Here is a 19,614-nt window from a genome sequence, read left to right on the forward strand (position 1 = left end):
CTCCTCCTCAGTCGGACCGTTCGTTCGAGTAGATCCGGGGGACGCGGGCGCCGATCCGCGTCACGATCTCGTACGCGATGGTGCCCGCCGCCCGCGCCCAGTCCTCGGCCGTGGGCTCCCCCCGGTCCCCCGGCCCGAAGAGCACGGCCTCCGAGCCCACCTCGGGCTCGTCGCCGCCCAGGTCCACCACGAACTGGTCCATCGCGATCGTCCCTGCCGCCGTGCGCCACTTGCCGCCGACGAGGACCGGCCCGGTGCCGGACGCGTGCCGGGGGATGCCGTCCCCGTACCCCGCCGGGACCAGACCGAGCGTGGTCTCGCCGGGCGTCGTGTAACGATGGCCGTAACTGACCCCGTGCCCGGCCGGGGCCCGCTTCACATGGGCCAGCGCCGCGGTCACGGTCATCACCGGCCGCAGCCCGAAGTCCGCCGGCGTGCCCACCTCGGGGCTCGGCGAGACCCCGTACATGGCGATCCCCGGCCGCACCAGGTCGAAGTGGGTCTCCGGCAGCGTCAGGGCGGCCGGGGAGTTGGCGATGTGGCGGACCTCGGGCCGCAGCCCCGCGTCCTCGGCCCGGCCCACCATCTCCTTGAAGGCGTCGAGCTGGGCGGCGATCGACGGGTGCCCCGGCTCGTCGGCGCAGGCGAAGTGGGACCACAGCCCCGTGACGCGCACCGCGCCGTCCGCCTCGGCGCGCAGCGCGGCGGCGACGAGTTCCGGCCAGTCCTCCGGCATGCAGCCGTTGCGCCCCAGCCCCGTGTCGGCCTTGAGCTGCACCCGGGCCCGCCGTCCCGCGGCGCGCGCGGCGGCCACGACCTCGCCCAGCGCGTCCACCCGGCTCACCGACACGTCGATGTCGGCCTCGACGGCCTCCCGCCACGGCGAGCCCGGCGTCCACAGCCAGCACATGACGCGCCCGCCGATCCCGGCGGCCCGCAGCGCGAGCGCCTCCTCGGGCGTGGCCGTCCCCACCCACGTGGCACCGGCCTCGACGGCGGCTCTGGCGCACGGCACCATCCCGTGCCCGTATCCGTCCGCCTTCACCACGGCCATGAACGCGGCGCCGGGCGCGTGGGCGCGCAGCGTCCGCACGTTGGCCCGGAGGGCGGCGAGGTCGATATCGGCGCGCACGCGCGGCAGTGCAGTCTCAGTCATCGTCGAACAGTCTCTCAGAGGGGACGAACACCCCGGCGGACAGCCGTCGACGGTACGGACCGGGACGTACCGGTATGTCCGCCCGCCCCGCCCCGCCGCGCCCCGGCTGTTGTCGTCCTAGGGAAGCCCCGGCCCGGGGTGCGCGGACCGCAGGCACAGCCGGGGCGCGCGGGCCGGAGGGCACAGCGCGGGCCCACGGGCCGCAGGGATCAGCCGGAGCGCCCGGGCCGCAGGGAACAGCCGGAGCACCAGCACCCGGGCCGCGGGCGGCTGCCTACCCCCGTCGCACGTCCCGCCAGGCCGCCGGGAGGGCGTCGGCCACGTCCTGTGCCGCCACCGGTGCCCCGTCCGCGGCGAGCCGTGCCGCGAGGCCGTGCAGAAAGGCGCCGGTCGCCCCGGCGTCCCGCGCCCCGAGACCGGCCGCGAGCAGCGCCCCGGCGAGCCCGGACAGCACGTCCCCGCTCCCGGCGGTGGCCAGCCACGGCGTCCCGGTCGGGTTGACCCGCACCGCGCCGGTCCCGTCCGGCCCGGCGACCACCGTGGTGGAGCCCTTCAGGAGGACCGTGGCCGCGTACCGCCCGGCCAGCTCCCGCACCGCCTCAAGGCGCCCCGACTCGACCTCCTCCCGGCTGGTGCCGAGCAGCGCGGCCGCCTCCCCGGCGTGCGGGGTGAGCAGCGTGGGCGCCACCCGCTTGCGCACGGCCGCGGCGTCGGCGAGCCGCAGCCCGTCGGCGTCGATGAGCACCGGCACGTCGGCGGCGACCACGTCCCGGAGCCGGTCCCCGTCGTCCCCCAGCCCCGGCCCGGCCGCCCAGGCCTGGACGCGTCCCGCCCGGGCGGGCGGCCCGGCCGAGACCAGCGTCTCCGGGAAGCGGGCGAGCACGGCGTCGGCGGCGGGCCCCACGTACCGCACGGCCCCGGCGCCCCCGCGCAGCGCGCCGGCGACGGCGAGGACGGCGGCGCCCGGGTAGCGGGCGGACCCGGCGACGACGCCCACGACACCGCGCCGGTACTTGTCGCTCTCCGCGCCGGGCACCGGGAGCAGCCGGTCCACGTCGGCGTACTGGAACGCCTCCACCACCGGGTCGTACGCGGCGAGTTCCGGCCCGAGCCCGATGTCCACGAACCGCAGCGCCCCGGCGTACTCCCGGGCGGGGTCGACGAGCAGTCCCGGCTTGCAGGCGCCGAAGGTCACCGTCACGTCCGCCCGCACGGCGGCGCCCCGCACCTCGCCGGTGTCGGCGTCGACACCGCTCGGCAGGTCGACGGCGACGACGACGGCCCTGGACTCCTCGGCAGCGCGGGCCAGTTCGGCGGCGCGGGGGCGCAGCCCGCCCTTGCCGCCGATGCCGACGACGCCGTCGACGACGAGGTCGGCCCGGGCGACGACGCCGAGCGCGGCATCGGCCCCGGCGCCGCCCCCGACACCCTCTGCGGGGCCCGAGCCGTCCACCGCGCGTCCCCCGGCCGCCCGCAGCGCGGCGAGCCCGCCCGCGTGGGCCCGCTCCGGCGCCAGGAGCACCGCCGTCACCCCGGCCCCGCGCCGGGCGAGCCGCGCCCCGGCGTACAGGGCGTCGCCGCCGTTGTCCCCGCTGCCGACCAGGAGCGCCACGCGGGCCCCGTACACCTTCCCGAGCACCTGACCGCAGGCCGCGGCGAGCCCGGCCGCCGCCCGCTGCATCAGCGCCCCGTCGGGGACGCGCGCCATCAGGGCGCGCTCGGCGGCCCGTACATCCTCCACGCGATACGCAGTACGCATCCCTCAAGTCTCGCGCACCGCCCGTGCTCCGGCAGCGCGGCGCGGGCCGGGGCCCGAGGCCCGCGGGGCCTATCCCTCCGCGATGACCACGGCGGACGCCACCCCCGCGTCATGGCTGAGCGACACGTGCCAGCCCCGGACGCCGAGCGCCTCGGCGCGGGCGGCCACCGTGCCGGAGACCCGCAGGCGCGGCTGCCCGGACTCCTCCACGTACACCTCGGCATCGGTCCAGCGCAGCCCCGCGGGGGCGCCGAGGGCCTTGGCGAGGGCCTCCTTGGCGGCGAACCGGGCGGCCAGCGAGGCGACTCCGCGCGGCTCCCCGCTCGGCAGGTACAACTCCTCCGCGACGAAGAGCCGTTCCCGCATGCCGACGGTCCGCTCCAGGGAGACGGCGAACCGGTCGATCTCCGCCACATCGATGCCCACACCAATAATCACGCGGGAAGCGTACGGCGCCGCCGCGGCACCCCGGCCCACCGGCACAGCGGCGGCCCACCGCCACCGGGCGCCCGCCCGGGCACGGGACACCCGCGCCGGCGTGACGTACTCCACCCGCGCTCCCGTTCAAACAGCCGTAACAATGGAATGTGATCTCTCCGGTCTCCTCGCCGCCCCAGGGCGCCCACCGGCACAAGCCGGAGGCGACCCCGTACGTCGACCTCACCCGCGCCGAGTGGAGCGCCCTGCGCGACAAGACGCCGCTGCCGCTGACCGCCGCCGAGGTGGAGAAGCTGCGCGGCCTGGGTGACGTCATCGACCTGGACGAAGTGCGCGACATCTATCTGCCGCTGTCGCGCCTGCTCAACCTGTACGTGGGCGCCACCGACGGCCTGCGCGGCGCCCTGAACACGTTCCTCGGCGGCACCGGCGAGAAGGCCGCCCAGTCGGGCACGCCCTTCGTGATAGGGGTCGCGGGCTCCGTCGCCGTCGGCAAGTCCACCGTCGCCCGCCTCCTGCAGGCCCTGCTCTCGCGCTGGCCCGAGCACCCGCGGGTGGAGCTGGTCACGACCGACGGGTTCCTGCTGCCCACCAAGGAGCTCCAGGCCCGCGGCCTGATGTCCCGCAAGGGCTTCCCCGAGTCGTACGACCGCCGCGCCCTGACCCGCTTCGTCGCCGACATCAAGGCGGGCAAGGACGAGGTGACGGCCCCCGTCTACTCGCACCTGATCTACGACATCGTGCCCGGCAAGCGGCTCACCGTGCGCCGCCCGGACATCCTCATCGTCGAGGGCCTGAACGTGCTCCAGCCCGCCCTGCCCGGCAAGGACGGCCGCACCCGCGTCGGCCTCGCCGACTACTTCGACTTCAGCGTGTACGTCGACGCCCGTACCGAGGACATCGAGCGCTGGTACCTCAACCGCTTCCGCAAGCTGCGCGAGACCGCCTTCCAGAACCCGTCCTCGTACTTCCGCAAGTACACGCAGGTCTCCGAGGAGGAGGCGCTCGACTACGCCCGCACCACCTGGCGGACCATCAACAAGCCGAACCTGGTGGAGAACGTGGCGCCCACGCGCGGCCGCGCGACCCTCATCATCCGCAAGGGCCCCGACCACAAGGTGCGGCGGCTCAGCCTGCGCAAACTCTGAGGCACCGGGCCCGGGTTAGGGTGCGGGCATGCTCCATCTGCGGCTGATCACCCCGGCGGACCGGACCGATGCGGTGGTCCGCCTGATCGAGGCGACACCCGGCACCGCGCACCTCGCGGTGGTACCGGGCGCGGCCCGCAACCCGGCGGGCGACATCGTGCTGTGCGACGTCGCCCGGGAGGCGGGCGACGAACTGCTCGACGGGCTGCGCTCCCTGGAGATCGACCGGCACGGCTCGATCGCCCTGGACTCCATCGACCTGTCGCTGTCCCGGCGCGCCGACAAGGCCGAGGACGAGGCGCCCGGCGAGGGCGCGGACGCGGTCCTGTGGGAGCAGCTCACCGACGCCACGCACGAGGAGTCCACGCTCTCCGTCACGTACGTCGCCTTCATCACGCTCGCCACGATGATCGCCGCCTGCGGTGTCGTCCTGGACAACGCGATCCTCATCGTGGGCGCGATGGCGGTGGGCCCGGAGTTCGGCCCGCTCGCCGGCTTCTGCACGGCGCTCGTGCGGCGCGCCCCGCGCCTGGCGCTGCGCTCCCTGATCGCGCTGGTCACGGGGTTCGCGGTCGCCATGGCGGCGACGGTGGCCTTCAGCTTCTTCATGGACGCGGTGGACCTCTTCCACGAGTCCGCGCTGGAGGCGAAGCGGCCCAACACCAACTTCATCTACCGGCCCGACTGGTTCTCCTTCGTCGTGGCCGTCCTCGCGGGCGTCGCGGGCACGCTGTCGCTGACGTCGGCGAAGTCGGGCGCCCTGGTGGGCGTCGCCATCTCCGTGACGACGGTCCCGGCGGCGGCCAACGCCGCGGTCGCCTTCAGCTACGGCGCCTACCGCCAGGCCTGGGGCTCCACCGAGCAGCTCCTGCTGAACCTGCTCGGCATCGTCCTCGCCGGTACGCTCACGCTGCTCGTCCAGAAGGCGCTCTGGGCGCGGCAGCGTGAACGTACCGCGAGGAAGCCGGGGCCCGCCTAGCCGAGCGCGGACTTCACCACGTCGGCCAGGCGCCCGGCCACCGAGCGGGCCTGCTCGATGTCGGCGGCCTCCACCATCACGCGCACCAGCGGCTCGGTGCCGGAGGGGCGCAGCAGGACGCGGCCGGTCCCGCCGAGCTGGCGCTCGGCCTCGGTGACGGCGGCGGCCAGCTCCGGGGAGGTGGTGACCCGGGACTTGTCCACGTCCGGCACGTTGATCAGGACCTGCGGCAGGCGCTCCATGACGGCGGCCAGGTCCTTCAGGGTGCGGCCGGTCTCGGCGACGCGCGCCGCGAGCAGCAGCCCGGTCAGGGTGCCGTCGCCGGTGGTGGCGTGGTCCAGGGCGATGACGTGCCCGGACTGCTCGCCGCCCAGGGCGTAGCCGTTGGCCTTCATCTCCTCCAGGACGTACCGGTCGCCGACCGCGGTCTGGAGGACCTCGATGCCCTCGCGCTCCATGGCGAGCTTGAAGCCGAGGTTCGACATCACCGTGGCGACAACGGTGTCACGGCGCAGGACGCCGCGCTCCCGCATGCCGAGCGCGAGCACCGCGAGGATCTGGTCGCCGTCGACCTCGGCGCCCGTGTGGTCCACGGCGAGGCAGCGGTCGGCGTCGCCGTCGTGCGCGATACCGAGGTCGGCGCCGTGCTCGACGACGGCGGCCTGGAGCTGCTCCAGGTGCGTCGAGCCGCAGCCGTCGTTGATGTTCAGGCCGTCGGGGGACGCCCCGATGGTGACGATCTCGGCGCCCGCGCGGGCGAAGGCCTCCGGCGAGACGCGGGCGGCGGCCCCGTGCGCCTCGTCGAGCACGATCCGCAGCCCGTCCAGGCGGTTCGGCAGCACGCCGATGAGGTGCGCCACGTACTGGTCGAGCCCCTGGTCGTACGACGTCACACGGCCGACGCCCGCACCGGTGGGCCGGTCCCAGGGCGCGCCGGTGCGGTGCTCCTCGTAGACGGCCTCGATCCGGTCCTCGAGGTCGTCGGCGAGCTTGTGGCCGCCGCGGGCGAAGAACTTGATGCCGTTGTCCGGCATGGCGTTGTGGCTGGCGGACAGCATCACGCCCAGGTCGGCGCCGAGCGCGGCGGTGAGGTGGGCCACCGCCGGAGTGGGCAGCACACCCACGCGCAGGACGTCCACGCCCGCGCTCGCGAGCCCCGCGACGACCGCGGACTCCAGGAACTCCCCGGACGCGCGCGGGTCACGCCCCACCACCGCTGTCGGGCGATGGCCCTCGAAGGTGCCCGCTTCGGCGAGCACATGCGCCGCGGCCACCGAGAGACCGAGCGCCAGCTCCGCCGTCAGATCGGCGTTGGCGACACCGCGCACGCCGTCCGTGCCGAAGAGTCGTCCCACTGCTGTCCTCCGAACATTCCGACATTCCGAGCTTGAACCCCAGATCGTTGGGGCGCTGATAAACGAAACGCCCCGGCAGCACACAGGGGTGCCGCCGGGGCGTTCGCGAAGTACTGGCAGGCAGCGAGATTACCGCTTGCTGTACTGCGGGGCCTTGCGGGCCTTCTTGAGACCGGCCTTCTTGCGCTCGACCGCACGGTCGTCGCGGCGGAGGAAGCCGGCCTTCTTGAGCGCGCCGCGGTTGTTGTCCACGTCCGCCTCGTTCAGCGCGCGGGCGACACCGAGACGGAGCGCACCGGCCTGACCGGAGACACCGCCGCCGGCGATGCGGGCGACGACGTCGTAGCGGCCCTCGAGCTCGAGGACCTTGAACGGCTCGTTGACTTCCTGCTGGTGCACCTTGTTGGGGAAGTAGTCCTCAAGGGTGCGACCGTTGATCTTCCACTTGCCGGTGCCCGGGACGATCCGGACGCGGGCGATGGCGTTCTTGCGACGGCCCAGGCCGGCGGCCGGCTGCGGGTCGCCGAAGCGCGCGGCGTTCGACTCCGAGGTGTACTCGCCCTCGACGGGCACCTCGGACTCGGTGGTGTAGTGCTCGATGTCGACGGTCTCGTCGATCGGCTGCTCAGCGGTGGTCTCGGCCACGATGCTCCTCAGATTCTCTTCGTCTTAGGGGGTGGCCGGACTTACTGCGCGACCTGGGTGATCTCGAACGGCTGCGGCTGCTGCGCGCCGTGCGGGTGCTGGTCACCCTTGTAGACCTTCAGCTTCGAGAGCATCTGACGGCCCAGCGAGTTCTTCGGGAGCATGCCCTTGACGGCCTTCTCGACGGCCTTCTCGGGGTTCTTCTCGAGCAGCTCGTCGTAGCGGACGGAGCGCAGACCACCCGGGTAGCCGGAGTGGCGGTACGCCATCTTCTGGGTCCGCTTGTTGCCGGACAGGTGCACCTTGTCGGCGTTGATGATGATGACGAAGTCACCAGCGTCAACGTGCGGCGCGTAGATCGGCTTGTGCTTGCCCCGCAGGAGGGTGGCGGCAGTGGTCGCCAGGCGTCCCAGGACGACGTCCTGAGCGTCGATGACGTGCCACTGGCGCGTGACATCGCCGGGCTTGGGGCTGTACGTACGCACGGTTCGTAGCCTTCGCTTCTTCAGAGGTGGGTTTCCCCCCTGGTCCCGGGGACCGAAGGGGAAGGGTCCTGACAAGGCCACCTCGGACGATGGACGACAGCCTTGGCGGACATCGGCGACGCAACCGAGTCCTGCCGCTGGTCATCGGCCCGGTGGGCCGGTGCAAGGCCCCTCACGTGAGTTTGAGAAGGCCAATACACATAACGAACAGGCAGAATACCGGCCCTACCCCCTACGGGTCAAAACGGCCCCGTCACCCCCTCGCGGACAGGCCCTCCCGGGGAGGCCCGAGCCCTGCCGTGCGGCCAGGACCCCGTGGCCGCGCTCCCCCGGCCCGGCGCGCGGGGCGGCCTCGGGCCGAGGCGCACCGCCAGGGTGCCGCCCAGCCGTTCAGCCAGGCCCCCTGCCGGGGCCCCGGCGCCCCGGGGCCGGGATCGGGCGGGGCCGCCGGGCGCCGCCCTGTGCGGCGAGCTGCCCCTCGGCCGAGCCGGAGGGCGGGGCAGGAGCCGGGGCCGAGGCCCGGCGATCCGTCGCGCAGTGGTGGAAGACCGCCGCCGCCAGCAGGCACAGCGTGGCCGCGTCCTTGAAGGCCCGGCGCGTCCCGGGTTCCAGCCACAGCCAGGTGAACCCCGGCACCTGCGGGACCAGGGCCACCCAGAACCAGGGCCCCCGCACCACCGCCCCCGCCTCGAACGCCCCCGCCAGCACCAGCGGCAGCACGACCAGCAGATAGTGGTCGTAGGACGGGCGCGACACCAGGAAGGCCGCCAGCATCAGGGCCACCGCCGTGTCCACCACCCGCCCGGCGCCCGGCGCGCCCCGCCACCACCTCGCCCACGCGCACCCCACCCCCGCGAGCGCCCCCGCCCCCGCCACCAGCGACCCCACGGCCCCCGGCACCCCCAGCCGCGGCAGCACCGCCGCCGGCGACGCCTCGTAGAGCCGGACGAAGCTGTCGCCGCCGCGCAGCAGGAACGGCAGGGTCCGGGTGAAGAAGCCCGCCGGGTCGGGCAGCGCGAGCGCGGTCGCCGCGGAGAGGACCACCGGCACCCCGACGGCCACGCCGAGCGCCCGCCACCGCCGCGCGAAGACGAAGAGCAGCAGGACGGGGACCAGCAGCGGCTTCACCGCCACCGCGCAGCCCAGCACCACCCCGGCCCACCCCCACCGCCCCCGGCTCGCGCACAGCAGCGCCAGGGGCAGCGCCACGGCCGACGCCACCGTCCAGTTGCCCAGCTCCACCAGGTGCGCGAAGGGCGCGAAGCCGAGGGCCAGGCCGAGGAGCCCGAGCACCGCGAAGCGGCTGCGCCACGGCACCCCGTGGATCCGCAGCGCACCGGCCCACCCGGCCGCGAGCGCCGCGGTCACCCCGAACGGTACGAGCGCCCGCACCAGGCCCTGCGGCAGCACGGCCTGCGGCACCGCGGCGAGCACGGCCCCCGGCAGGTACAGGAAGTGCCGGTCCCGGTACGGGGAGCGCCCGTCGAGCCAGGCCTCCGCGGCCCGCACCACGATCCCGTTGTCCATGCCGCCGTCCGGCACCCGGTACGCGACGCGCAGCGCGAGCGCGCCGAGCACCACCCCGAGTACCGCCCACGCCTGCCATCCGACGGGCCGAAGCCACCAGTCCGCGCCACCGGAAACATCCCTTTTGACCGCGTTCATGCGGTTCAGGCTAGGCCGAGAACCCCCGCCGACCCCGGCTCAACATCCCCACCCCCCGTCTAAGATGCCGCGCATGAGCTTTGGGCAAGGGGGACCTCAGTGGGGTCCGGGGGGCTCGGGCACCCCGGACTGGGCGGCACTGGCCGAAGCGTCCGAGAAGCGCGCCCGCCGCCGCAAATGGCTGCTGATCGGCGGGGGCGCCCTCGCCACCGCCGGCATCGCCGCGGCCGTGGCCCTCGCGGTCGTCTCCGCCAACGGCGACGACGCCTCCGCCGCGAACAAGCCCGCCGGCGAGCTGCCCTCGTCCCCGGAGATCCCCGGCGCCTCCACGGCCCCCGCGCCGTCCTTCGAGGCGACCACTCCCCCGCCCCCGCCGGACCCGAAGGACTACATCTCCAGCGAGAAGAAGGACAAGGCCCCGCTCGCCGCGGCCACCTTCTTCCCGGGCACGAAGCTGACCTCCGGCGACCACGTGTACAAGAAGGGCGACACCGACGACACCAAGCGCTGCGCCTCGGTCGCGCAGCCGGTCCTCGGCCGCGTCCTCACCGCGAACGACTGCACCAAGCTGATGCGCGCCACCTACGCCCGCGACGGCATCGCGGTCACCGTCGGCGTGGCCGTCTTCGACACCGAGGCCCAGGCCGCCCGAGCCAAGCGCCAGGCCGACGAGGGCCTGGTCACGTCCCTGCCCGGCAAGGGCGTCGGCACCTTCTGCCGCACCGCCGTCTGCCGCGGCACGTACAACGCGTACGGCCGGTACGCGTACTTCACCACCACCGGCTTCCTCAACGGCAAGGACGTGACGACGAAGGACCGCGAGGCCTACGCCGTCGGCGACGACCTGGCGCGCTTCGCCTTCCACCAGATCGACCGCCGCGGCCGGGCCCAGGCGTCCGCCGCGGCGAACAACCCGGAGTAACAACCCGGAGTAGAACGAACGCTCTACCCAGAGCGCGACATCATCCCGGTCAGCACCGTCCCGCCCGCACCATCCCGGTCAGCACCACCGCGCCCAGCACCATCGCGGGTCAGCACCACCCCGCTCAGCAGCATCCCGCCGCCGGAAGCGTCCGCTTGTTCCGCGCCTCCGCGCTGCGCGCCGCCAGCAGCTCGTCGGCCGGGTAGCCGACCTCCTCCAGCGTGAGCCCGTGCGGCCGCACCACGTGCACCGCCGAGTCGCGTACGCCCGCCGCGAGGACCTTGCCCGGCCAGTCCGGCGGCCGGTGCCCGTCGCCCACGAACAGCATGGCCCCCACCAGCGACCGCACCATGTTGTGGCAGAAGGCGTCCGCCCGCACGGTGGCTTCGAGGATCCCGTCCGGCCGCCGCTCCCAGCGCAGCTCCTGGAGCGTGCGGATGGTGGTCGCGCCCTCGCGCCGCTTGCAGTACGCGGCGAAGTCGTGCTCGCCGATCAGCGCCTGGGCGGCCTCGTTCATGGCGTCCATGTCGAGCGTCCAGTCGTGCCACAGCACGTGGCCGCGCAGCAGCGGGTCGACGCCCCCGGGGTTGTCGGTGACGCGGTACGCGTACCGCCGCCAGATCGCCGAGAACCGCGCGTTGAACCCGGCGGGCGCCTCGGCCACCCGCCAGATCCGCACGTCGTGCGGCAGCCGCCCGGCCAGCCGCCGCAGCAGCTTCTCCCGGTGCTCGGCCCACACGTCCTCGGGCAGGTCGACGTGGGCGACCTGCCCGCGCGCGTGCACCCCGGAGTCCGTACGCCCCGCCACCGTCAGCTCGTACGTCTCCCGCGACCGCGTCACCGTGCGCAGCGCGTCCTCGATCTCCCCCTGGACGGTCCGCTGCCCCTCGCGCTGCCGCGCCCACCCGGAGAAGTCCCGGCCGTCGTACGACAGGTCCAACCGCACCCGGACGTGCCCGGGTTCCACTTCCTCACTCACACCGCAATCCTCTCAGGCACACGAAAGCGGGCCCGCCCCGGCAGGGGGCGGGCCCGCTGCGCCCTGAAGGGGCGCGGGACCGCGTCGACATGCGGCTCCGCCGCGCGGGCGCGACCGGCCACGACGGGGCCGCAGCCGATGACGCGCGGTTCCCGGCAGAACGCTTACGCGTCCTTCGACTCCTCGGCGGCCTCTTCGCCCTTGGTCGTGTCGACCTTGGGCTCGGAAACCTCGGCGTCCTTGGCGGCGCGCTTCGTGGCCGCCTCGGCCTCACCGGTGGCCTGCTGGGCCACGGTCAGGGCCTCCACCAGCTCGATGACGGCCATGGGCGCGTTGTCGCCACGGCGGTTACCGATCTTGGTGATACGGGTGTAGCCACCCGGGCGGTTCTCGTAGCGCGGGCCGATCTCGGTGAAGAGCGTGTGGACGACGCTCTTGTCCGTGATGACCTGGAGCACCTGACGGCGGTTGTGAAGGTCGCCCTTCTTCGCCTTGGTGACCAGGCGCTCGGCGAACGGGCGCAGGCGGCGGGCCTTCGCCTCGGTCGTCGTGATGCGGCCGTGCTCGAAGAGATCCTTGGCGAGGTTCGCCAGCATCAGCTTCTCGTGCGCGGCGCTGCCGCCCAGACGGGCACCCTTGGTGGGCTTCGGCATGGTGTTTCTCCTAGATGTCTGCCCCGGCCGTATCAGGTACCGGGGTCAGTGGACCGCGCCCCGTCAGGGGCGCGGGGAACTGCGCGATCAACCACGACGATCCCGCAGTCGGCGACAGACCGTCGGCCCGAGCCTCAGTACTGCTCGGTCTCGACGAACCCGGCGTCCGCGTCGTCGTCCGCGCCGAAGGCGTCCGCGGCGGCGGTCGGGTCGAATCCGGGCGGGCTGTCCTTGAGGGCCAGGCCCATCCCGTTGAGCTTCATCTTGACCTCGTCGATGGACTTCGCACCGAAGTTGCGGATGTCCAGGAGGTCGGCCTCGGAGCGGGCGACGAGCTCACCCACGGAGTGGATGCCCTCACGCTTGAGGCAGTTGTACGACCGAACGGTGAGCTCAAGCTCCTCGATCGGCAGCGCCAGGTCGGCGGCCAGGGCGGCGTCCGTCGGGGACGGGCCCATGTCGATGCCCTCGGCGTCGATGTTGAGCTCGCGGGCCAGACCGAACAGCTCGACCAGGGTCTTGCCGGCCGACGCCATGGCGTCGCGCGGACGCATGGCCTGCTTGGTCTCGACGTCGACGATCAGCTTGTCGAAGTCGGTGCGCTGCTCGACACGCGTCGCCTCGACCTTGTACGTGACCTTCAGCACCGGCGAGTAGATGGAGTCGACCGGGATACGGCCGATCTCCTGGCCCACCTGCTTGTTCTGCACGGCGGAGACGTAGCCGCGACCGCGCTCGACGGTCAGCTCCATCTCCAGCTTGCCCTTGCCGTTGAGCGTGGCGAGGACCAGGTCGGGGTTGTGCACCTCGACACCGGCCGGCGGGGCGATGTCCGCGGCGGTGACCAGGCCGGGGCCCTGCTTGCGCAGGTACATCACGACCGGCTCGTCGTGCTCCGAGGAGACGACGAGCTGCTTGATGTTGAGGATGAGGTCGGTGACGTCCTCCTTGACGCCCGGCACGGTGGTGAACTCGTGCAGGACACCGTCGATGCGGATGGACGTGACCGCCGCACCCGGGATCGAGGAGAGGAGCGTACGACGCAGGGAGTTGCCGAGGGTGTAGCCGAAGCCCGGCTCCAGCGGCTCGATCACGAACCGGGACCGGAACTCGTCGACGACCTCTTCGGTCAACGAGGGACGCTGAGCGATCAGCATGGTGCTTCCTTCAGTCATGGGCGCCCGCTATTTGACGCCCTGCTGCAATGACAAGGGTACGGGCGGTACGGCCCCCGAAGGGTACGTACCGCCCGAATCCTCAAGGCAACCGCGCGAAGCGGCACCAGGTCAGACGTAGAACAACGTCAGACGCGACGGCGCTTCGGCGGGCGGCAGCCGTTGTGCGGGGTCGGCGTGACGTCCTGGATCGAGCCGACCTCGAGGCCGGTGGCCTGGAGGGAGCGGATCGCGGTCTCGCGGCCGGAGCCCGGACCCTTCACGAAGACGTCCACCTTGCGCATGCCGTGCTCCTGCGCGCGGCGCGCGGCCGACTCGGCGGCCATCTGCGCGGCGAACGGGGTCGACTTGCGCGAGCCCTTGAAGCCGACGTGGCCGGCGGAGGCCCACGAGATCACGTTGCCGGTCGGGTCCGTGATGGACACGATCGTGTTGTTGAACGTGCTCTTGATGTGCGCGTGGCCGTGAGCGACGTTCTTCTTTTCCTTGCGGCGCACCTTCTTGGCAGCGCCCTGACGACCCTTGGGGGGCATCTTTAACTCCTACGGGAGGTGGTCGGTCCTGCAGCGTCAGCTGTCGATAGACCGCTGAGCGAGGACTACTTCTTGCCCGGCTTCTTCTTACCGGCGATGGCGCGACGCGGGCCCTTGCGGGTGCGAGCGTTGGTGCTGGTGCGCTGACCGCGGACGGGCAGGCCACGGCGGTGGCGCAGACCCTGGTAGCAGCCGATCTCGACCTTGCGGCGGATGTCGGCCTGGATCTCGCGACGGAGGTCACCCTCGGTCTTGATGTTCTGGTCCACGTACTCGCGGATCTTGACGAGGTCGTCCTCGGTCAGGTCGCGAACACGGGTGTTGCGGTCGACACCAGTGGCGTCCAGCGTCTGCTGGGACAGCGTCCGGCCGATGCCGAACACATAGGTGAGGGCGACCTCGATGCGCTTGTCGCGCGGGAGGTCAACACCTTCAACGCGTGCCATTCATGGCTCCTGTGATTCTTCGGAGGTCTTCAGCAGCACCACTCCCAGCCGCCGTCCCCTTCGCCTGGACACATGTCCGGGGAAGGGTTGGTACGGACTGGGTCCCCGGCCTCCGACCGGGGGTGTCGCCCTCCATTACCTGATGGACCTGAAGAGGGACGGGTCCTGCATATGTGCTGTTACGTGCGTCGCGCGAAATCTGCGAGTGCGATACGTGCGTCAGCCCTGGCGCTGCTTGTGGCGCGGGTTGTCGCAAATGATCATGACCCGGCCGTGACGGCGGATCACCCTGCACTTGTCGCAGATCTTCTTGACGCTCGGCTTGACCTTCATGGGTGTGAGGTTCTCCGGGTCAGTGCCACCACCCCGCGGAGGCGGGATGCGGGCAAGATCTACTTGTACCGGTAGACGATCCGGCCACGCGTCAGGTCGTACGGAGACAACTCCACCACGACCCGGTCGTCAGGGAGGATGCGGATGTAGTGCATGCGCATCTTGCCGCTGATGTGTGCCAGGACCTGGTGGCCGTTCTGGAGCTCGACCTTGAACATGGCGTTCGGAAGAGACTCGACGACAGTGCCCTCGATCTCGATGGCACCTTGCTTCTTGGCCACGCTTCGCCCTTCGAATCGACTACCTTGATCGACTCTGCACGGAGACGCAGACATGCGAATGCACGAGAGCCGACGCGTCAGTCTACGTCAGTGCACCCGGAAAGACGAATCGAGAGAGACTGCCCGCCCGGAAAGATCCTTAAGCCCGGTTCCGGACCGGATCCCGGATCCGCCCCCGACGCGCCCCTGCCCCGCCCCCGTCGGGGTCTAGCCCAGCGGGTCCGGCGCGGCCACGACCCCGTACTCGGCCAGCTTCGCCTTGCCGCCGTCGGGGGCGGTGAGCACCAGCGGCCCCTGCTCGGTCAGGGCGACGGAGTGCTCCCAGTGCGAGGACCAGGTCCCGTCGGTCGTGATGACGGTCCAGTCGTCCGACAGGACCTCCGTCTTCGGGGTGCCGAGGGACACCATCGGCTCGATGGCCAGGCAGAAGCCGGGCACCAGCTTCGGCCCGCGCCCGCGCCGTCGCTCGACGTAGTTCAGCAGGTGCGGGTCCATGTGCATCTCGGTGCCGATGCCGTGCCCGCCGTAGTCCTCGATGATCCCGTACTTGCCGCTCGCGGGCCGCGGCTGGCGGCGGATGTACGTCTCGATGGCGCGGGAGACGTCGACGAGGCGGTTGCCCTGCTTCATGGCCGCGATGCCGGCCCACATCGACTCCTCGGTGACCCGGGAGAGCTCGACCAGCTCCGGGGCGTGACCGCCGCCCACGAACGCCGTGAACGCCGCGTCCCCGTGCCAGCCGTCGACGATCGCGCCGGCGTCGATGGAGATGATGTCCCCGTCCTCCAGGACGACGTCGTCGCTCGGGATGCCGTGCACGACGACCTCGTTCTTCGAGGTGCAGATGGTGGCGGGGAAGCCGCCGTACCCGAGGAAGTTCGACTTGGCACCGTGCTCGGCGAGGACCTTGCGCGCCACGTCGTCCAGGTCCTTCGTGGTGGCGCCCGGCACGGCCGCCTCGCGCGTGGCCCGGTGGATGGCGGCGACGACAAGTCCCGCCGCTCGCATCTTGGCGATCTGCTCGGGAGTCTTGATCTGCACCATGTCCGGGCCTGAGCCTTTCTGAACCTACGAGTACGACGTGCGGGGCACCCTCAACGATACGGCCGCGCCGGGGCCCCACGCCCCCGCCCACGGCTGGGCCGCGGCACCCCGTGCGGGGTACCGCGGCCCAGTCACGCCGGTGTCAGGCGTTCTCGCCCGCGAGGGCGGTCATCGCGCGCTTGGTGACCTCGTCCACCTTGCCGAGGGCGGAGATCGTGACCACCAGGCCCTGGGCCTTGTAGTGGTCGATGATCGGCTCGGTCTCGCGGTGGTAGACGTCGAGCCGCTTGCGGACGGTCTCTTCCTTGTCGTCCTCGCGCTGGTACAGGTCGCCGCCGCAGACGTCGCAGACGCCTTCCCGGCGCGGCGCGCTGTACGTCACGTGGAAGACGTGGGCGGAGTCGTTGCGGCAGATGCGGCGGCCCGCGATGCGCTTGACCACCTCGTCCTCGGGGACCTCCAGGTCGAGGACCGCGTCCAGCTTCTGGCCGTCCGCCTTCAGCGCCTCGTCGAGGGCCTCCGCCTGCGACACGTTGCGCGGGAAGCCGTCGAGCAGGAAGCCGTTCTCCGCGTCGGGCTGCGCCATGCGGTCCTTGGCCATGCCGATGGTCACCTCGTCCGGGACGAGGTTTCCGGCGTCCATGTAGGACTTCGCCAGCTTGCCGAGCTCCGTCTGCTGGCTGATGTTGGCCCGGAAGAGGTCGCCCGTGGAGATGTGCGGGATCGACAGGTTCTTGGCAAGGAAAGCGGCCTGCGTTCCCTTGCCGGCACCGGGCGGCCCGACGAGGACGATTCGCATCAGCGGAGGAACCCTTCGTAGTTGCGCTGCTGGAGCTGGCTCTCGATCTGCTTCACGGTCTCCAGGCCCACACCCACGATGATGAGGATGCTCGTCCCACCGAAGGGGAAGTTCTGGTTCGCGTTGAAGCCCACCAACGCCATCGTCGGCACAAGAGCGATCAGACCCAGATACAGCGAGCCCGGCCAAGTGATCCGGTTGAGTACGTAGCTCAGGTACTCAGCGGTCGGTCGGCCAGCCCGGATGCCCGGGATGAAGCCACCATACTTCTTCATGTTGTCCGCGACTTCCTCCGGGTTGAAGGAGATCGCCACGTAGAAGAAGGCGAAGAAGACGATGAGGACGAAGTAGGTGACGATGTAAATGGGGTGGTCACCCTTGGTCAGGTTCTGCTCGATCCACGTCTTCCACCCGGCGTTGCCACCGGCGAACTGGGCGACCAGGGCCGGGATGTAGAGCAGCGACGAGGCGAAGATCACAGGGATGATGCCCGCCTGGTTGACCTTCAGCGGGATGTACGTCGACGTACCCCCGTAGGACCGGCGGCCGATCATGCGCTTCGCGTACTGCACCGGGATGCGGCGCTGCGCCTGCTCGACGAAGACGACCAGGCCGACCATGAACAGGCCGACGAGGATGACGGTGCCGAACTCGATCCAGCCGCCCGCCAGGTCGCCCTGCTTCTTGATGCCCCACAGGGCGGCGGGGAAGGTCGCGGCGATCGAGATGAACATCAGGATCGACATGCCGTTGCCGATGCCGCGGTCGGTGATGAGCTCACCGAGCCACATGACCGTGGCCGTACCGGCGGTCATCGTGATGACCATCGTGATGGTGACGAAGATCGACTGGTCCGGCACGATCTCCGAGGCCACCGGGCAGCCCTGGAACAGGGTGCCGGTGCGGGCGGTGGCCACCAGGCCGGTGCCCTGCAGGATGGCGAGCGCGATCGTCAGGTAGCGCGTGTACTGCGTGATCTTCGCCGTGCCCGCCTGCCCCTCCTTCTTGAGGGCCTCCAGACGCGGGATCACCACGGTCAGGAGCTGCAGGATGATGCTCGCCGTGATGTACGGCATGATGCCGAGCGCGAAGATCGTGATCTGAAGGAGCGCGCCACCGCTGAACATGTTGACGAGACCGAACAGGCCCTGGTTGGCGTTGGCCGCGTCGATGCACGTCTGGACGTTCTTGTAGTCGATGCCCGGGATCGGGACATGCGTCCCGAGCCGGTAGATCACAATGATGCCGAGCGTGAAGAGCAGCTTCTTGCGCAGGTCGGGCGTCTTGAACGCCCGGGCGAACGCGGTGAGCACGGTGCCTCCTGCGACCCCCGCGCTACTGCGTCAGAGGTGACGGTGGTGTGTCCGACGGATAACTACGTAAAACCGCCCGGCCGGTCGCGAGACAGACCGCGCGGAAAGTAACAGTGCACGCCACCTTACCGGCGACCGTGCCCCCCTTGGAACGACCAACCGGGGATGCCCCATTTGTGGGGCATCCCCGGTCGGGATCGCTCATGTCATCGAGACGCCTGAGTGACTCAGACGAGCTCGGTGACGGTACCGCCGGCGGCGGTGATCTTCTCCTTGGCGGAGCCGGAGACGGCGTCGACCGTCACCTGCAGCGCCACGGAGATCTCGCCCTGGCCGAGGACCTTGACAAGGCTGTTCTTGCGAACGGCGCCCTTGGCGACCAGGTCGGCCACCGTGACCTCGCCACCCTCGGGGTAGAGGGAGGCGAGCTTGTCCAGGTTGACGACCTGGTACTCGGTCTTGAACGGGTTCTTGAAGCCCTTCAGCTTCGGAAGGCGCATGTGGAGGGGCATCTGGCCACCCTCGAAGCGCTCCGGAACCTGGTAACGAGCCTTCGTACCCTTGGTACCACGACCGGCCGTCTTACCCTTCGACGCCTCACCACGACCCACACGGGTCTTGGCGGTCTTGGCGCCCGGGGCGGGACGGAGGTTGTGGATCTTGAGCGGGTTCTGCTCCGCCATGATCAGTCGACCTCCTCGACCGTCACGAGGTGGCGGACGGTGTGCACCATGCCGCGGAACTCGGGGCGGTCCTCCTTGACGACCTGCGTGTTGATGCCCTTGAGACCAAGGGAGCGCAGGGTGTCACGGTGGTTCTGCTTGCTGCCGATGTACGACTTCACCTGCGTGATCTTGAGCTGAGCCATTACGCACCAGCCCCGGCACGCGCACGCAGCAGAGCCGCGGGGGCGACGTCCTCGAGCGGCAGACCGCGGCGGGCCGCGATCTCCTCGGGACGCTGCAGGCCCTTGAGGGCCGCCACGGTCGCGTGCACGATGTTGATCGCGTTGTCGGAGCCCAGGGACTTCGACAGGATGTCGTGAACACCGGCGCACTCCAGCACGGCACGCACGGGACCACCGGCGATGACACCGGTACCCGGCGACGCCGGCTTGAGCAGGACGATGCCCGCGGCCTTCTCACCCTGAACCGGGTGAGGGATGGTGCCGGCGATACGCGGGACCTTGAAGAAGTGCTTCTTGGCCTCCTCAACACCCTTGGCGATGGCGGCCGGCACCTCCTTGGCCTTGCCGTAACCGACACCCACGGTGCCGTCACCGTCGCCCACCACGACCAGCGCGGTGAAGCTGAAGCGACGACCACCCTTCACAACCTTGGCGACGCGGTTGATCGCGACAACGCGCTCAACGTACGCGGTCTTCTCGGCGGCGGCTGCGCCGCCGTCACGGCCCTTCCGGTCCCGCCGCTCGCCGCCACCGGCACCGCCACCGCGGCGCTGGGGTCCAGCCATTGGATTTACCTCTCTCTTTTCCGCTAGCTACGC

At 71.4% G+C, this 19,614-nt stretch carries 23 protein-coding genes; 3 read left to right on the top strand and 20 right to left on the bottom strand.

Going from position 1 to position 19,614, the window contains the following annotated elements; genetic code table 11:
• Nucleotides 1-7: 7 nt before the first annotated feature.
• The 3 genes from alr to IE330_RS05975 form a co-directional block, all read right to left on the bottom strand.
• Nucleotides 8-1,156: an alanine racemase gene (alr, locus tag IE330_RS05965; RefSeq protein WP_190134802.1), complete on the bottom strand. Its 1,149-nt coding sequence runs from the start codon at nucleotides 1,154-1,156 to the stop codon at nucleotides 8-10.
• Between the two features lie 274 nt (nucleotides 1,157-1,430).
• On the bottom strand, nucleotides 1,431-2,915 hold the full coding sequence (locus tag IE330_RS05970) for an NAD(P)H-hydrate dehydratase (RefSeq protein WP_190134803.1): 1,485 nt from the start codon (nucleotides 2,913-2,915) through the stop codon (nucleotides 1,431-1,433).
• A gap of 69 nt (nucleotides 2,916-2,984) precedes the next feature.
• Nucleotides 2,985-3,353 (bottom strand): holo-ACP synthase, encoded by a 369-nt coding sequence (locus IE330_RS05975; RefSeq protein WP_190134804.1) that lies wholly within the window; start codon nucleotides 3,351-3,353, stop codon nucleotides 2,985-2,987.
• A gap of 149 nt (nucleotides 3,354-3,502) precedes the next feature.
• On the opposite strand from IE330_RS05975, the gene coaA reads away from it, so the two are divergent.
• Nucleotides 3,503-4,501, top strand: a complete 999-nt coding sequence (coaA, locus tag IE330_RS05980; protein ID WP_190134805.1) for a type I pantothenate kinase — start codon at nucleotides 3,503-3,505, stop codon at nucleotides 4,499-4,501.
• A gap of 28 nt (nucleotides 4,502-4,529) precedes the next feature.
• Nucleotides 4,530-5,480, top strand: coding sequence for a DUF389 domain-containing protein (locus tag IE330_RS05985; RefSeq protein ID WP_190134806.1), 951 nt, complete (start codon nucleotides 4,530-4,532; stop codon nucleotides 5,478-5,480).
• Here the strand turns inward: IE330_RS05985 and glmM are convergent.
• From glmM to IE330_RS06005, 4 genes are all read right to left on the bottom strand, one after another.
• Nucleotides 5,477-6,835: a phosphoglucosamine mutase gene (gene glmM / locus IE330_RS05990; protein WP_190134807.1), complete on the bottom strand. Its 1,359-nt coding sequence runs from the start codon at nucleotides 6,833-6,835 to the stop codon at nucleotides 5,477-5,479. The genes IE330_RS05985 and glmM overlap by 4 nt on opposite strands.
• A 129-nt stretch (nucleotides 6,836-6,964) precedes the next feature.
• Nucleotides 6,965-7,480: a 30S ribosomal protein S9 gene (rpsI, locus tag IE330_RS05995; RefSeq protein ID WP_190134808.1), complete on the bottom strand. Its 516-nt coding sequence runs from the start codon at nucleotides 7,478-7,480 to the stop codon at nucleotides 6,965-6,967.
• 41 nt (nucleotides 7,481-7,521) lie between these two features.
• Entirely contained in the window at nucleotides 7,522-7,965 is a 444-nt protein-coding gene (gene rplM, locus IE330_RS06000) for a 50S ribosomal protein L13 (protein ID WP_190134809.1), read from the bottom strand.
• A gap of 390 nt (nucleotides 7,966-8,355) precedes the next feature.
• Nucleotides 8,356-9,630, bottom strand: a complete 1,275-nt coding sequence (locus IE330_RS06005; protein ID WP_190134810.1) for a glycosyltransferase family 87 protein — start codon at nucleotides 9,628-9,630, stop codon at nucleotides 8,356-8,358.
• Between the two features lie 73 nt (nucleotides 9,631-9,703).
• On the opposite strand from IE330_RS06005, the gene IE330_RS06010 reads away from it, so the two are divergent.
• Complete coding sequence (locus IE330_RS06010; protein WP_190134811.1) at nucleotides 9,704-10,552, top strand: hypothetical protein; 849 nt, start codon at nucleotides 9,704-9,706, stop codon at nucleotides 10,550-10,552.
• A 124-nt stretch (nucleotides 10,553-10,676) separates the two neighbouring features.
• On the opposite strand, the gene truA is transcribed toward IE330_RS06010, so the two are convergent.
• From truA to rpsE, 13 genes are all read right to left on the bottom strand, one after another.
• Entirely contained in the window at nucleotides 10,677-11,531 is an 855-nt protein-coding gene (truA, locus tag IE330_RS06015; RefSeq protein WP_190134812.1) for a tRNA pseudouridine(38-40) synthase TruA, read from the bottom strand.
• A gap of 164 nt (nucleotides 11,532-11,695) precedes the next feature.
• Nucleotides 11,696-12,184 (bottom strand): 50S ribosomal protein L17, encoded by a 489-nt coding sequence (rplQ, locus tag IE330_RS06020; RefSeq protein WP_190134813.1) that lies wholly within the window; start codon nucleotides 12,182-12,184, stop codon nucleotides 11,696-11,698.
• A gap of 134 nt (nucleotides 12,185-12,318) precedes the next feature.
• On the bottom strand, nucleotides 12,319-13,341 hold the full coding sequence (locus IE330_RS06025; protein WP_016645160.1) for a DNA-directed RNA polymerase subunit alpha: 1,023 nt from the start codon (nucleotides 13,339-13,341) through the stop codon (nucleotides 12,319-12,321).
• A gap of 146 nt (nucleotides 13,342-13,487) precedes the next feature.
• Complete coding sequence (rpsK, locus tag IE330_RS06030; RefSeq protein WP_003948617.1) at nucleotides 13,488-13,892, bottom strand: 30S ribosomal protein S11; 405 nt, start codon at nucleotides 13,890-13,892, stop codon at nucleotides 13,488-13,490.
• Between the two features lie 65 nt (nucleotides 13,893-13,957).
• Nucleotides 13,958-14,338 carry a 30S ribosomal protein S13 gene (gene rpsM, locus IE330_RS06035; protein WP_190134814.1) on the bottom strand — a complete coding sequence of 127 codons (381 nt, stop codon included), beginning with the start codon at nucleotides 14,336-14,338 and terminating at the stop codon, nucleotides 13,958-13,960.
• Between the two features lie 219 nt (nucleotides 14,339-14,557).
• The gene (gene rpmJ / locus IE330_RS06040) at nucleotides 14,558-14,671 is read right to left on the bottom strand and encodes a 50S ribosomal protein L36 (RefSeq protein ID WP_003948619.1); all 114 of its coding nucleotides are present in this window, start codon (nucleotides 14,669-14,671) and stop codon (nucleotides 14,558-14,560) included.
• A 59-nt stretch (nucleotides 14,672-14,730) separates the two neighbouring features.
• Nucleotides 14,731-14,952, bottom strand: a complete 222-nt coding sequence (gene infA, locus IE330_RS06045; RefSeq protein WP_003948620.1) for a translation initiation factor IF-1 — start codon at nucleotides 14,950-14,952, stop codon at nucleotides 14,731-14,733.
• Between the two features lie 207 nt (nucleotides 14,953-15,159).
• Nucleotides 15,160-15,996, bottom strand: coding sequence for a type I methionyl aminopeptidase (gene map / locus IE330_RS06050; RefSeq protein ID WP_190134815.1), 837 nt, complete (start codon nucleotides 15,994-15,996; stop codon nucleotides 15,160-15,162).
• Nucleotides 15,997-16,138: 142 nt separating this feature from the next.
• Nucleotides 16,139-16,795, bottom strand: a complete 657-nt coding sequence (locus tag IE330_RS06055; protein WP_190134816.1) for an adenylate kinase — start codon at nucleotides 16,793-16,795, stop codon at nucleotides 16,139-16,141.
• Nucleotides 16,795-18,108 (bottom strand): preprotein translocase subunit SecY, encoded by a 1,314-nt coding sequence (gene secY, locus IE330_RS06060; protein ID WP_190134817.1) that lies wholly within the window; start codon nucleotides 18,106-18,108, stop codon nucleotides 16,795-16,797. Before secY ends, IE330_RS06055 begins: the two co-directional genes overlap by 1 nt.
• Before the next feature lie 227 nt (nucleotides 18,109-18,335).
• Nucleotides 18,336-18,791, bottom strand: a complete 456-nt coding sequence (gene rplO, locus IE330_RS06065; RefSeq protein WP_190134818.1) for a 50S ribosomal protein L15 — start codon at nucleotides 18,789-18,791, stop codon at nucleotides 18,336-18,338.
• Nucleotides 18,792-18,793: 2 nt separating this feature from the next.
• Nucleotides 18,794-18,976: a 50S ribosomal protein L30 gene (gene rpmD / locus IE330_RS06070; RefSeq protein ID WP_003974250.1), complete on the bottom strand. Its 183-nt coding sequence runs from the start codon at nucleotides 18,974-18,976 to the stop codon at nucleotides 18,794-18,796.
• Nucleotides 18,976-19,581: a 30S ribosomal protein S5 gene (rpsE, locus tag IE330_RS06075; RefSeq protein WP_190134819.1), complete on the bottom strand. Its 606-nt coding sequence runs from the start codon at nucleotides 19,579-19,581 to the stop codon at nucleotides 18,976-18,978. Before rpsE ends, rpmD begins: the two co-directional genes overlap by 1 nt.
• Between the last annotated feature and the right edge of the window lie 33 nt (nucleotides 19,582-19,614).

Origin of the sequence: Streptomyces longispororuber, assembly GCF_014656095.1 — a bacterium.
In the GTDB taxonomy this organism is placed as follows: Bacteria; Actinomycetota; Actinomycetes; order Streptomycetales; family Streptomycetaceae; genus Streptomyces; species Streptomyces longispororuber.

Bases quoted from the DNA above. Each gene is read 5' to 3' on its own strand.
- rpsE (WP_190134819.1), bottom strand. From the start codon at position 19,581: ATGGCTGGACCCCAGCGCCGCGGTGGCGGTGCCGGTGGCGGCGAGCGG.
- IE330_RS05985 (WP_190134806.1), top strand. From the start codon at position 4,530: ATGCTCCATCTGCGGCTGATCACCCCGGCGGACCGGACCGATGCGGTG.
- rpsM (WP_190134814.1), bottom strand. From the start codon at position 14,338: ATGGCACGCGTTGAAGGTGTTGACCTCCCGCGCGACAAGCGCATCGAG.
- IE330_RS05970 (WP_190134803.1), bottom strand. From the start codon at position 2,915: ATGCGTACTGCGTATCGCGTGGAGGATGTACGGGCCGCCGAGCGCGCC.
- IE330_RS06010 (WP_190134811.1), top strand. From the start codon at position 9,704: ATGAGCTTTGGGCAAGGGGGACCTCAGTGGGGTCCGGGGGGCTCGGGC.
- rpmJ (WP_003948619.1), bottom strand. From the start codon at position 14,671: ATGAAGGTCAAGCCGAGCGTCAAGAAGATCTGCGACAAGTGCAGGGTG.
- rpmD (WP_003974250.1), bottom strand. From the start codon at position 18,976: ATGGCTCAGCTCAAGATCACGCAGGTGAAGTCGTACATCGGCAGCAAG.
- IE330_RS06005 (WP_190134810.1), bottom strand. From the start codon at position 9,630: ATGAACGCGGTCAAAAGGGATGTTTCCGGTGGCGCGGACTGGTGGCTT.
- rpsK (WP_003948617.1), bottom strand. From the start codon at position 13,892: ATGCCCCCCAAGGGTCGTCAGGGCGCTGCCAAGAAGGTGCGCCGCAAG.
- rplO (WP_190134818.1), bottom strand. From the start codon at position 18,791: ATGGCGGAGCAGAACCCGCTCAAGATCCACAACCTCCGTCCCGCCCCG.
- IE330_RS06025 (WP_016645160.1), bottom strand. From the start codon at position 13,341: ATGCTGATCGCTCAGCGTCCCTCGTTGACCGAAGAGGTCGTCGACGAG.
- IE330_RS06055 (WP_190134816.1), bottom strand. From the start codon at position 16,795: ATGCGAATCGTCCTCGTCGGGCCGCCCGGTGCCGGCAAGGGAACGCAG.
- alr (WP_190134802.1), bottom strand. From the start codon at position 1,156: ATGACTGAGACTGCACTGCCGCGCGTGCGCGCCGATATCGACCTCGCC.
- map (WP_190134815.1), bottom strand. From the start codon at position 15,996: ATGGTGCAGATCAAGACTCCCGAGCAGATCGCCAAGATGCGAGCGGCG.
- rplQ (WP_190134813.1), bottom strand. From the start codon at position 12,184: ATGCCGAAGCCCACCAAGGGTGCCCGTCTGGGCGGCAGCGCCGCGCAC.